At 53.3% G+C, this 11,915-nt stretch carries 13 protein-coding genes, 1 pseudogene and 1 other annotated feature; of the genes and pseudogenes, 8 read left to right on the forward strand and 6 right to left on the reverse strand.

The genetic code is table 11. The annotated features are described in order from the left end of the window. The coding region (locus ACOTX5_RS25195; protein ID WP_223230349.1) for a hypothetical protein at positions 1-103 on the forward strand (103 nt) is incomplete at its 5' end. A 17-nt stretch (positions 104-120) separates the two neighbouring features. Here ACOTX5_RS25195 and ACOTX5_RS25200 read toward each other — a convergent pair. Beyond that, positions 121-282 (reverse strand): annotated as a pseudogene (locus ACOTX5_RS25200) (YfiR family protein); the annotation flags it as partial. Between ACOTX5_RS25200 and ACOTX5_RS25205 the strand changes: the two are divergent. Further along, entirely contained in the window at positions 203-442 is a 240-nt protein-coding gene (locus ACOTX5_RS25205; protein WP_185812390.1) for a hypothetical protein, read from the forward strand. The pseudogene ACOTX5_RS25200 and the gene ACOTX5_RS25205 sit on opposite strands and share 80 nt — an antisense overlap. Positions 443-486: 44 nt before the next feature. Here the strand turns inward: ACOTX5_RS25205 and ACOTX5_RS25210 are convergent, their stop codons facing one another. Next, positions 487-861, reverse strand: a complete 375-nt coding sequence (locus ACOTX5_RS25210; RefSeq protein WP_032649145.1) for a DUF2799 domain-containing protein — start codon at positions 859-861, stop codon at positions 487-489. Positions 862-1,073: 212 nt separating this feature from the next. Here ACOTX5_RS25210 and aroF point away from each other — a divergent pair, with 212 nt between their 5' ends. The 3 genes from aroF to ACOTX5_RS25225 are packed head-to-tail and all read left to right on the forward strand — an operon-like array spanning position 1,074 to position 4,209. Next, positions 1,074-2,144, forward strand: a complete 1,071-nt coding sequence (aroF, locus tag ACOTX5_RS25215; RefSeq protein ID WP_006811632.1) for a 3-deoxy-7-phosphoheptulonate synthase AroF — start codon at positions 1,074-1,076, stop codon at positions 2,142-2,144. A gap of 10 nt (positions 2,145-2,154) precedes the next feature. Next, positions 2,155-3,276 (forward strand): bifunctional chorismate mutase/prephenate dehydrogenase, encoded by a 1,122-nt coding sequence (gene tyrA, locus ACOTX5_RS25220; RefSeq protein ID WP_045906905.1) that lies wholly within the window; start codon positions 2,155-2,157, stop codon positions 3,274-3,276. Positions 3,277-3,336: 60 nt separating this feature from the next. Continuing rightward, positions 3,337-4,209, forward strand: a complete 873-nt coding sequence (locus tag ACOTX5_RS25225) for an SMP-30/gluconolactonase/LRE family protein (RefSeq protein ID WP_045911903.1) — start codon at positions 3,337-3,339, stop codon at positions 4,207-4,209. Here the strand turns inward: ACOTX5_RS25225 and pheA are convergent. The 4 genes from pheA to bamD form a co-directional block, all read right to left on the reverse strand. Continuing rightward, positions 4,206-5,366 carry a bifunctional chorismate mutase/prephenate dehydratase gene (gene pheA / locus ACOTX5_RS25230; RefSeq protein WP_045906907.1) on the reverse strand — a complete coding sequence of 387 codons (1,161 nt, stop codon included), beginning with the start codon at positions 5,364-5,366 and terminating at the stop codon, positions 4,206-4,208. The genes ACOTX5_RS25225 and pheA overlap by 4 nt on opposite strands. 30 nt (positions 5,367-5,396) lie before the next feature. Next, positions 5,397-5,522: a sequence feature (Phe leader region), on the reverse strand. Continuing rightward, on the reverse strand, positions 5,474-5,521 hold the full coding sequence (gene pheL, locus ACOTX5_RS25235) for a pheA operon leader peptide PheL (RefSeq protein ID WP_100229775.1): 48 nt from the start codon (positions 5,519-5,521) through the stop codon (positions 5,474-5,476). It overlaps the preceding feature by 48 nt. Positions 5,523-5,626: 104 nt before the next feature. Beyond that, positions 5,627-5,968, reverse strand: a complete 342-nt coding sequence (gene raiA, locus ACOTX5_RS25240) for a ribosome-associated translation inhibitor RaiA (protein ID WP_003863162.1) — start codon at positions 5,966-5,968, stop codon at positions 5,627-5,629. 267 nt (positions 5,969-6,235) lie between these two features. Next, a complete protein-coding gene (gene bamD / locus ACOTX5_RS25245) occupies positions 6,236-6,973 on the reverse strand; it encodes an outer membrane protein assembly factor BamD (protein WP_003863164.1) in 738 nt (245 codons plus the stop codon). Positions 6,974-7,104: 131 nt separating this feature from the next. Between bamD and rluD the strand changes: the two genes are divergently transcribed. The 3 genes from rluD (at position 7,105) to clpB (ending at position 11,516) form a co-directional block, all read left to right on the forward strand. Continuing rightward, entirely contained in the window at positions 7,105-8,085 is a 981-nt protein-coding gene (gene rluD / locus ACOTX5_RS25250) for a 23S rRNA pseudouridine(1911/1915/1917) synthase RluD (protein WP_017383977.1), read from the forward strand. Then, on the forward strand, positions 8,082-8,813 hold the full coding sequence (gene yfiH / locus ACOTX5_RS25255) for a purine nucleoside phosphorylase YfiH (protein ID WP_039270053.1): 732 nt from the start codon (positions 8,082-8,084) through the stop codon (positions 8,811-8,813). Before rluD ends, yfiH begins: the two co-directional genes overlap by 4 nt. Positions 8,814-8,942: 129 nt before the next feature. After that, positions 8,943-11,516, forward strand: a complete 2,574-nt coding sequence (gene clpB / locus ACOTX5_RS25260) for an ATP-dependent chaperone ClpB (RefSeq protein WP_017692862.1) — start codon at positions 8,943-8,945, stop codon at positions 11,514-11,516. Positions 11,517-11,915 lie beyond the last annotated feature (399 nt).

Consider the following 11,915-nt stretch of genomic DNA (forward strand, 5'->3'; position numbering starts at 1 on the left):
GCGGCATTCTGGCTACACAATAACAAGGGAAGACTTACTCGTGGCTGCAACCCTACTAGCTCAAAATTTATTCACACATGGTTACGCTTTGGGGAAATTATGAGGGGATCTCTCAGTGCTGAGCGCCTGTCTGTAATGGGAAGAGGCATAAATACAGAGCTTAGGCTGGCCGGACAGTGCTGGCCATCGGGTGTAGCTCACAATGCCAGAAACAATCGAACGTACTGATTTATCCGTTTCCGTGAACGAGCCTGCCGTTGCAGGGGCTACTAAAATGAACAGTATTAGCGCCAGGGGGAGTCGGAGCAAAGCGATCAAGATTGCATTTCTCATCAGAATCCGCCAAACCGCCCTGGAAATAGATGTCCTTAAGAATTGTCGGCAGAATACCATTGTTTATCAAAGCCGTTATTATGTCAGAAATATCCCTGTTTTGACCTAAGCTAAATCTTACAGTGAGCTATATTCAGAGGAATTAAGGCAGGCTCAATTAAGCCTGCTGGAACGCATACTTTCATCCAATCCTTGTTGCCAGGATTCATGCAGTTTTACTGCATTTTCAGTTGCATCGCAGCTGGCAGGAAATGATTTGCCCGCTAATCCCCAGGCGTGAATAAAGCCCTCTTCGCATATTTTTTTCTGTCCGTCAGCGTAGCCACGAAGATATTCCGCTCGATCAACCTGAGGGTCATTAAAACTATCGGCCAGAGCCTGGTTATCTTTAACCGGAACACCATTCATAGCGTCTTCTTTACCGGCCGTGAACCAGTCCGGTCTGGTCCAGTCAGGCTGAAAAGTATAAGGATTGATCTGGCAACCCGACAAAATCAGCGACAACAACATAAAAGCAATTGAACGCATGGCTATTCTCCTTTTTGTGAGCATAGCCTGGCTTACAGGCGTGCGTGTGTAATTTTAACTTTACGATTTTAGGCCATTATTTTTGCAATTAAAGGGTCGGTGTAAAGTAATGTGTACGTATTTTGGATTGAAATCTTTACTTGATGTGATATCGTTGTGTCACCTCTTCGAGGAAAACCACTATCGCAAACGAGTTTGACAGGATCGCAATCATGCAAAAAGACGCGCTGAACAACGTACATATCACTGACGAACAGGTGTTAATCACCCCGGATCAACTGAAGGCGGAATTCCCGCTGAGCGTCGCGCAGGAAGCTCAGATTGAGCACTCGCGCCAGACCATTTCTGACATTATCGCTGGCCGCGATCCGCGCCTGCTGGTGGTATGTGGTCCTTGCTCTATTCACGATCCTGAAACCGCCATTGAGTACGCTCGTCGATTTAAAGCATTAGCGGAGGAGGTCAGCGATAGCCTCTATCTGGTGATGCGCGTCTATTTTGAGAAGCCACGTACGACCGTTGGCTGGAAAGGGTTGATCAACGATCCGCACATGGATGGCTCGTTTGATGTGGAAGCAGGACTGAAAATTGCGCGTCGCCTGCTGGTGGAACTGGTGAGCATGGGGCTGCCGCTGGCTACCGAAGCGCTGGATCCGAACAGCCCGCAGTACCTGGGCGATCTCTTCAGCTGGTCTGCGATTGGGGCGCGCACCACCGAGTCACAAACCCACCGCGAGATGGCGTCTGGCCTGTCTATGCCGGTTGGTTTTAAAAACGGTACCGACGGCAGCCTGGCCACGGCGATTAACGCCATGCGCGCCGCCGCCATGCCCCATCGTTTTGTCGGGATCAACCAGGCGGGCCAGGTATGCCTGCTGCAAACGCAGGGCAACCCGGACGGGCATGTGATCCTGCGCGGTGGTAAAGCGCCAAATTACAGCCCGGCGGATGTCGCGCAGTGTGAAAAAGAGATGGAACAGGCGGGACTGCGTCCGGCGCTGATGGTAGATTGCAGTCATGGTAATTCGAATAAAGATTACCGTCGCCAGCCTGCGGTTGCAGAATCTGTGATTGCTCAGATTAAAGATGGCAACCGTTCAATTATCGGCCTGATGATTGAAAGTAATATTCATGAAGGCAATCAGTCATCGGAACAGCCGCGTAGCGCGATGAAGCCCGGCGTCTCGGTCACCGATGCCTGCATTAGCTGGGAAACCACCGATGCGCTGCTGCGTGAGATCCACAAAGATTTGAACGGCCAGCTGGCGACGCGTCTGGCATAAGAGGGTAGTTATGGTTGCTGAATTGACCGCATTACGCGATCAAATTGATGAAGTGGATAAGGCGTTGCTGGATCTTCTGGCGCGCCGCATGGCACTGGTTGCTGAGGTCGGCGAGGTTAAAAGTAAATACGGACTGCCGATTTACGTTCCGGAGCGTGAGGCCTCTATGCTCGCCTCCCGCCGTAAAGAGGCGCAGGCCCTGGGCGTATCACCTGATTTGATTGAGGACGTCCTGCGTCGCGTGATGCGGGAGTCCTATTCCAGCGAAAACGACAAGGGCTTCAAAAGCCTCTGTCCGTCGCTGCGCCCGGTGGTTATCGTCGGTGGTGGCGGGCAGATGGGGCGTCTGTTTGAGAAAATGCTGACGCTTTCTGGCTATCAGGTGCGTATTCTGGAGAAAGAGGACTGGTCGCACGCGCCGGAGCTGATGAAAGACGCCGGAATGGTTATCGTCAGCGTGCCGATCCATGTGACGGAGCAAATAATCGCGAAACTTCCTCCGCTGCCGCAAGATTGCATACTGGTGGACCTGGCCTCCGTTAAAAATGGTCCGCTACAGGCAATGCTGGCGGCGCACACTGGCCCCGTGCTTGGGTTACACCCGATGTTTGGCCCGGACAGCGGAAGCCTGGCGAAGCAGGTAGTGGTTTACTGTGACGGACGGCAGCCGGAAGCCTACCAGTGGTTCCTGGAACAGATCCAGGTCTGGGGAGCACGTTTGCACCGCATTAGCGCGGTAGAGCATGACCAGAACATGGCGTTTATTCAGGCGCTGCGCCACTTTGCAACCTTCGCCTATGGGCTGCACCTGGCGGAAGAGAACGTTCAGCTTGAACAATTGCTGGCGCTTTCCTCGCCAATCTATCGTCTGGAGCTGGCGATGGTCGGGCGACTGTTTGCCCAGGATCCGCAGCTTTACGCCGACATCATCATGTCGTCTGAAAATAATCTGGCGCTGATCAAGCGCTATTATCAGCGTTTTGGCGAAGCGATCACCTTGCTGGAACACGGCGATAAACAAGCCTTTATCGACAGTTTCCGTAAAGTGGAGCACTGGTTCGGTGATTACGCCACGCGATTCCAGAGTGAAAGCCGCACGCTGTTGCGCCAGGCAAATGACAGTCGCCAGTAATGCGATGATGTATATACTGAAAGCCAGCATTGCTGGCTTTTTTCATTTTGGGGAACTGTCATGGCTGAACCGCAGCTGCTGTTGAACTATACCGGGCATCTGCCCGAATGCCCGACGTGGAGTGCAGAAGAGAAGGCGCTCTACTGGGCGGATATCCTGGAAGGGGAGATCCATCGGTACCATCTGCCCACCGCAGAGCACTCGGTGCTCTCATTCCATGAAGAAGTTGGGTGTTTTGCCCTGCGTGAACGCGGCGGATTTATCGTCGCGATGCGAAACGCCATCTGGCTGACCGATAAGCACGGCCTGCTACAGCGTAAAGTTTGCGATAACCCATCCAACCCGCAGCTTGCACGCTTTAACGATGGCGGTACCGATCATCAGGGACGGTTTTATGCGGGCACCTTCTGGGGGCCGGGAGATTATAACGGCGCCATGCTGATGCGTATTGACAACGACCTGACGCCGAAAGTGATCCAGTGCGATATTCACGGGCATAACGGTTTAGCGTTTAGTCCTGACAAACGATGGATGTTTACTTCTGATACGCCGAACGGTGTGATCTACCGTACGCCGCTTGATGAGCAGGGGGAACCCGGTAAGCGCGAAGAGTTTCGCCGGTTTAGCGAGGGAGAAGGTATACCCGATGGAGCGGCAATGGATGAGGAAGGCTGCTACTGGAGCGCACTGTTTGACGGCTGGCGTATCGCACGGTTTTCACCGCAAGGCGAACAGCTGGAAGAGTATCGGCTGCCGGTACGCTGCCCGACAATGGTCTGCTTTGGCGGCGACGATATGAAAACGCTGTTTATCACCACCACGCGGGAAAATATGGAGGCGGAGGAGCTGGCGAAATATCCGCTTTCCGGTGCCATCTTCACCCTGCCTGTAAATGTGGCAGGGATGAAGAAAAGCCGCTTTATCGAACGTTAAGCCGGATCGACCGGGACCACGTTTTCGCTCGGATAGCAGCCCAGCACTTTCATGGAGCGTGTGATCTCGCCCAGTTCGCGCAGGGCTTTCTGCATGGACGCAGACTCCAGGTTGGCCTGAACGTCGAGATAAAACATTTCTTCCCACGGGTTGCCATGTATTGGGCGGGATTCCAGCTTCGTCATGATCAGGTTGTGATTACGCAGCACCAGCAGCGCTTCAACCAGCGCACCCGCCTGCTGGCCGGTCGCCATCAGCAGGGTGGTTTTCGCCGGGACCTGGTCCGACACGTTGATGGCCTTGCGGGCCAGAACCACGAAACGGGTGATATTCTGCGTCTGGTTGGCCAGATTGCGTTCCAGCACCTGTAAGCCATACAGCGCGCCGCCCGCTTCGCTACCGAGAGCCGCGATGGCAGAAGAGTTTGCCTGCGCCACTTTTTCCATCGCCGCCGAGGTGCTTTCGGTGTATTCAATTTTCCAGTGCGGATAACGGTTCAGGAACTGGCTGCACTGCTGGAACGGCTGCGGGTGGCTGTACACCGTTTCGATCTGACTCAGATCGGTTGAGCCAGAGACCAGCACGCAGTGATCGATAGGGATAGTCAACTCGCCGACTAACGACAGGCTGGTGTGCTGGAGCAGATCGTAAACATCGTTGATGGCGCCGGAACTGGTGTTCTCAATAGGCACCACGGCGTAATCTGCCTGGCCGGTTTCGACCTGGTTGAAGATGTCTGCAAATTTCGCGCAGCCGCTCTCAATAAACTCTTCGAAATGTCGGGCTGCGTACTGGCGAGCCGCCAGGTGAGAATAGGAGCCTTTCGGGCCGAGGAAAGCGATACGAGCAGAGTGCGGGTTGGTTTTGTTAAGATGCTGCTGGAGCAGGGCTTGTTGCGTCAGAACGGAGTCTTCGATGATGAGCTGGAACAGGCGGGTGATGTAGTGCGCATCCAGATGATGCGCTTTGCCGAGTTGAATCAACCGTTCCAGTAAATCACGTTCGCGATCGATATCGCGCACCGGCCGATGGGACTCGAGCTTGGCTTTGCCCACTTCAACGGCGAGCGCGCGGCGTTCTGCCAGCAGGGCCAGTAATTTTTCGTCGAGTGCACTGATTTTTACGCGTAAATCCAGGAGCGGGTTTTCCGGTGTCATAGTGTTGTCTGTCTCATTTTATCGTTATCAATAAAAAAGGCCTCCCGGTGTGGGAGGCCTTGTTGTTCGTCTTCGCATTCTTTATCACACGACGAAACGCCTCCCGGTCAGGGGAAGGTAAAAAAGAATGCGAAGAAAAACGGCGTCTGTTTCATAAGGTCATCCTGAAATTGATAGGGTTAAAGTACCTGCACTGTTTTGATCCTGTCAATAAAAAACGCGCCCGAAGGCGCGTTGTCGGTACACTCAATTTTAGAGGATTACTCTTCTTCAACTTCTTCCGCGAAGCTGGCGTCTTTCACCGAGGTTGCGGCGCGACGTGCTTCACCTTTGTGTTGCACTTTATTGAGCTGCCGTTCCAGCTTGTTGATCAAATCGTTAATTGCGGTGTACATATCCTCGTGTTTTGCGCTGGCGACCAGATGGCCGTTTGGAGTATTGATAGTTGCATCAGCGATGAAACCCTGCGGCTCCTTGGACAGGATGATATGTGGATTAATCAAATGTGTTTGCCATTTATCCAGTTTGGCGAGACGGTCTGCGACGTGCTGGCGGATTGCCGGAGTAATTTCCATTTGTTTACTGGTAATGTTCATTGTCATAAATTTTACCTCTTGTCTTTCCGTCTTGGTGATTCCAGCATACCCGACCTAATGTCAAAATGTGTGATTTGGATCACGTTATTTTGTCGGTTTTTGTCAGGGAATCTTTTTTGTGAGGCAGGGCAGGAAGAGGTGAGATTTACCTTGTCGAAGCCAACAATTGCGGTCATAGTTGAATGGATGTGTTGAAGCTAAACCGCTTCAGCGTAAGTCTGAAAGAATAAAAAAACGGCAGCCCGCGGGCTGCCGTTATGCATTGTAGCGGTATCAGGTGTTGCTGCTGTTCGCGGCGATGATTTTCGCCACTTTGTCAGCCTGAGCCGTCATCTGCATCTGGCGATACGCATTCTCCATCAGCTTCAGGCCATCACGCGTGGCCTGCGTATCCGGATAATCACGCAGCATGCCTTCTACACGGTTAACCACGGCAACCCATGCGCCACGGCGGGTGTAGTATTCCGCAACGGAGTACTCATATTTCGCCAGACGATCTTTCAGGAACACCAGACGCTTAGTGGCATCGGTAATGTACTGGCTGTTCGGGTAGCTACGCACCAGCTTGGAGAAGTCATTGAAAGCATCACGCGCATGTTGCGGGTCACGGTCGGAACGATCCACCCCGAAGAAGCCCTGCAATGCACTGTCATCCAGCGCCATGTTAGTCAGGCCGCGCATGTACATCACGTAATCGATGTTAGGATGGGTAGGGTTCAGACGCATGAAACGATCGATCGTTGCCTGAGCCAGCGGCAGATCGGCATTTTTGTAGTAGGCGTAGATGAGATCTAACTGTACCTGCTGCGAATACGGACCAAACGGATAGCGATTATCCAACGCTTCCAGTTGCGTTATCGCCTGTTTCCAGTTACCGTCCTGCAACTTTTGTTGTGCAGTCGCATAGATTTCATTCGGCGGATTGTCAGGGACCTGTTCATTCGAACCGGAGCAGCCCACCAAAGCCAGGCTCAACGTGGCCGCTGCCACCAGATATTTCATGCGCGTCATGACGTTTTGACTTTCCTCAAATGTTTGTCCGGGAGAAACTCAGTTCCTGCTCCCGATTAAGACCAGCTACAATAGCACACTATATTAAACGGCAAAGCCGTAAAACCCAACGTTAAACGAAGAAGCAGTTTATGGCACAACGAGTAGAACTCACCGCAACAGTCTCCGAAAATCAGCTCGGTCAACGCTTAGATCAGGCTTTGGCCGAATTGTTCCCTGATTATTCGCGTTCACGCATAAAAGAATGGATCCTTGACCAGCGCGTGCTGGTAAACGGCAAGATCTGGGACAAACCAAAAGAGAAAGTGTTTGGTGGGGAAGCTGTCGCCATCAATGCTGAAATCGAAGAGGAAGTCCGCTTCGAGCCGCAGGATATCCCGCTGGATATCGTCTACGAAGATGACGATATTCTGGTCATCAACAAGCCGCGTGACTTTGTTGTTCATCCGGGCGCGGGCAATCCTGACGGTACGGTACTTAACGCTCTCCTTCATTATTATCCGCCGATTGCCGACGTACCGCGTGCCGGTATCGTTCACCGTCTGGATAAAGACACCACGGGTCTGATGGTGGTGGCGAAGACGGTCCCAGCTCAGACTCGCCTGGTGGAATCTTTGCAATTGCGCGAAATTACCCGTGAGTATGAAGCGGTGGCGATTGGTCATATGACCTCTGGCGGCACGGTGGAAGAGCCTATCAGCCGTCACCCAACCAAGCGTACGCATATGTCCGTACACCCAATGGGTAAACCGGCGGTAACCCACTACCGCATCATGGAACATTTCCGTATTCATACGCGCCTGCGTCTGCGTCTGGAAACCGGGCGTACTCACCAGATCCGCGTGCACATGGCGCATATTACCCATCCGCTGGTGGGTGACCCGGTTTACGGCGGTCGTCCGCGTCCACCAAAGGGCGCATCGGATGAATTCATCTCCGTGCTGCGTAAATTCGATCGCCAGGCGCTGCATGCGACGATGCTGCGTCTTTATCACCCAATTACTGGAATTCAGATGGAATGGCATGCGCCGATCCCACAGGATATGGTGGAACTTATCGACGCGATGCGCGCAGATTTCGAAGAACATAAGGATCACGTGGACTGGTTATGACCAAACTGATTGTCCCGGCGTGGCCACTGCCTGAAGGCGTGGCCGCCTGTAGTTCAACCCGTATCGGTGGCGTGAGCCAGGGCGCGTGGGAGTCTCTGAACCTCGGTGCGCACTGTGGCGATAACCTGGAGCACGTTGAAGAGAACCGTAAACGCCTCTTTGCTGCGGGAAACCTTCCTTCAAAACCGGTCTGGCTTGAGCAGGTGCACGGTAAAGCGGTGCTGAAGCTGACGGGGGAGCCCTATGCGTCTAAGCGCGCCGATGCTTCGTACAGCAATACGCCGGGAACGGTTTGCGCGGTGATGACTGCTGATTGCCTGCCGGTGTTGTTCTGCAATAAGGCAGGAACTGAAGTGGCTGCTGCCCACGCCGGATGGCGAGGCCTGTGCGAAGGCGTGCTGGAAGAGACCGTTGCCTGCTTCCATGACGATTCTGCAAATCTCATCGCCTGGCTTGGCCCGGCGATTGGCCCGCAGGCGTTTGAGGTCGGGCCCGAAGTGCGCGATGCCTTTATGGAAAAAGATCCGCAAGCGGTCGAAGCGTTTGTGGCTTCCGGAGATAAATATCTGGCCGATATTTATCAGCTTGCCCGCCAGCGCCTGAATAACGTCGGCGTGACCCAAATCTTCGGCGGAGATCGCTGTACCTTCACCGAAAAGGGTGATTTTTTCTCCTATCGCCGCGACAAGACGACAGGTCGTATGGCAAGTTTCATTTGGCTGATATAACCTAAAGAATCAAGACGATCCGGTACGCGCCGTTTTCTTTTCACATAATTCAGGTTATTAACCTTGAATAATTGAGGGATGACCTCATTTAATCTCCAGTAGCAAATTTGACCTGTTATGGGAGGAGTTATGCGTCTGGATCGTCTTACTAATAAATTCCAGCTTGCTCTCGCCGATGCCCAGTCCCTCGCACTGGGGCACGACAACCAATTTATCGAACCTCTTCATTTAATGAGCGCCTTGCTGAATCAGGAAGGGGGATCGGTACGTCCTTTATTAACGTCCGCTGGCATTAATGCCGGCCAGTTACGCACCGCCATCGATCAGGCGCTGAGCCGTTTACCGCAGGTAGAAGGTACCGGCGGCGACGTGCAGCCGTCGCAGGATCTGGTGCGCGTGCTGAACCTTTGCGACAAGCTGGCGCAAAAACGTGGGGACAACTTTATTTCGTCAGAGCTGTTTGTTCTGGCGGCGCTTGAATCACGCGGTACCTTAACCGACCTGCTGAAATCCGCCGGTGCAACCACCGCTAATGTGACCCAGGCGATTGAGAAAATGCGCGGAGGTGAAAGCGTGAACGACCAGGGAGCCGAAGACCAACGTCAGGCTTTGAAGAAATTTACGGTCGACCTGACCGAACGTGCCGAGCAGGGCAAACTTGACCCGGTAATCGGCCGTGACGAAGAAATTCGTCGGACTATCCAGGTACTGCAACGTCGTACCAAAAACAACCCGGTGCTGATTGGGGAGCCTGGCGTCGGTAAAACCGCCATCGTTGAAGGGCTGGCGCAGCGTATCGTTAATGGCGAAGTGCCCGAAGGGCTGAAAGGCCGTCGCGTACTGGCGCTGGATATGGGCGCGCTGGTGGCCGGGGCGAAATACCGCGGTGAATTTGAAGAGCGTCTGAAAGGCGTGCTGAACGATCTGGCGAAACAGGAAGGTAACGTCATCCTGTTTATCGACGAACTGCACACCATGGTGGGGGCGGGTAAAGCTGATGGCGCAATGGATGCCGGGAACATGCTGAAACCTGCGCTGGCGCGTGGTGAACTTCACTGCGTCGGCGCCACTACGCTGGACGAGTATCGTCAGTACATTGAAAAAGATGCCGCGCTGGAGCGTCGTTTCCAGAAGGTGTTTGTCGCTGAACCAAGCGTTGAAGATACCATCGCCATTTTGCGTGGTCTGAAAGAGCGTTATGAGCTGCACCATCACGTGCAGATCACTGACCCGGCCATCGTTGCGGCGGCGACGCTTTCGCATCGTTACATTGCCGACCGTCAGTTGCCGGATAAAGCCATCGACCTTATCGATGAAGCGGCGTCCAGCATCCGTATGCAGATTGACTCGAAACCGGAAGAGCTGGACCGACTCGATCGCCGCATTATCCAGCTCAAGCTGGAACAGCAGGCGCTGAACAAAGAGTCTGATGAAGCGAGTAAGAAACGCCTCGATATGCTCAACGAAGAACTGGACGAGAAAGAGCGTCAGTATTCTGAGCTGGAAGAAGAGTGGAAAGCTGAGAAAGCCTCCCTCTCTGGCACCCAGACAATCAAGGCGGAGCTGGAGCAGGCGAAAATTGCCATTGAGCAGGCGCGTCGCGTGGGGGATCTGGCACGGATGTCCGAGCTACAGTACGGCAAGATCCCTGAGCTGGAAAAACAGCTAGAGATTGCCACGCAGTCGGAAGGCAAAACCATGCGTCTGTTGCGTAATAAAGTGACGGATGCCGAGATTGCCGAAGTGCTGGCGCGCTGGACGGGTATTCCTGTGGCTCGCATGATGGAAAGCGAACGTGAGAAACTGCTGCGTATGGAGCAGGATCTGCATCAGCGCGTCATTGGACAGAACGAAGCGGTCGAAGCGGTATCTAACGCCATTCGTCGTAGCCGTGCGGGGCTGTCCGATCCGAATCGTCCAATCGGCTCGTTCCTTTTCCTGGGGCCAACCGGTGTCGGTAAAACTGAGCTGTGTAAAGCGCTGGCTAACTTTATGTTCGACAGCGATGACGCGATGGTGCGTATCGATATGTCCGAGTTTATGGAGAAACACTCCGTCTCGCGTCTGGTCGGTGCGCCTCCGGGATATGTCGGTTATGAAGAGGGCGGTTACCTGACGGAAGCGGTTCGTCGTCGTCCTTATTCCGTCATCCTGCTGGATGAAGTGGAAAAGGCTCATCCTGACGTGTTTAACATTCTGTTGCAGGTGCTGGATGATGGGCGTCTGACGGACGGGCAGGGAAGAACGGTCGACTTCCGTAACACGGTGGTGATCATGACCTCGAACCTGGGTTCCGATTTGATTCAGGAACGCTTCGGTGAGCTGGATTACAGCCATATGAAAGATCTTGTGCTGGGTGTGGTCAGTCAAAACTTCCGTCCGGAGTTCATCAACCGTATTGATGAAGTGGTCGTGTTCCATCCGCTGGGCGAGAAACACATCGCGTCGATTGCGCAGATCCAGTTGCAGCGTCTGTACAAACGTCTGGAAGAGCGTGGGTATGAAATCCACATTTCCGACGATGCGCTGAAACTGCTGAGCGAGAATGGTTACGATCCTGTTTATGGTGCGCGTCCGTTAAAACGTGCTATCCAGCAGCAGATCGAAAACCCGCTGGCACAGCAAATCCTCTCTGGGGAGCTGGTTCCGGGCAAAGTTATTCGTCTGGAAGCCAACGACGATCGCATTGTGGCAGTGCAGTAAGTCACAAAACGCAAAAACGGGCCGCTTGCGGCTCGTTTTTGTTTAAAAACCAGGCGAAAATTGAGGTCTGGGATGTGATTTGCCTGGAAAATGAGCGGTCAGGAAATAATTTTCACTTTATCCTTGCAGGTTCGGAATTACTCCCTATAATGCGCCTCCACTGACACGGAACAACGGCACGCAAGCCGCCGAATCAGCAGAGAAAAGCAAAACAAACGCTTGACTCTGAAGCGGGAAAGCGTAATATGCACACCCCGCGCCGCAGCGAAAACGAAGCGGCACTGCTCTTTAACAATTTATCAGACAATCTGTGTGGGCACTCAAAGTGACATGGATTCTTAATGTCTTCGGACACTAAATGAATACCAAGTCTCAACGAGTGAACACGTAATTCATTAC

The organism is Enterobacter cloacae complex sp. IR5441 (genome assembly GCF_049238215.1).
GTDB classification, from domain to species: Bacteria; Pseudomonadota; Gammaproteobacteria; order Enterobacterales; family Enterobacteriaceae; genus Enterobacter; species Enterobacter hormaechei_C.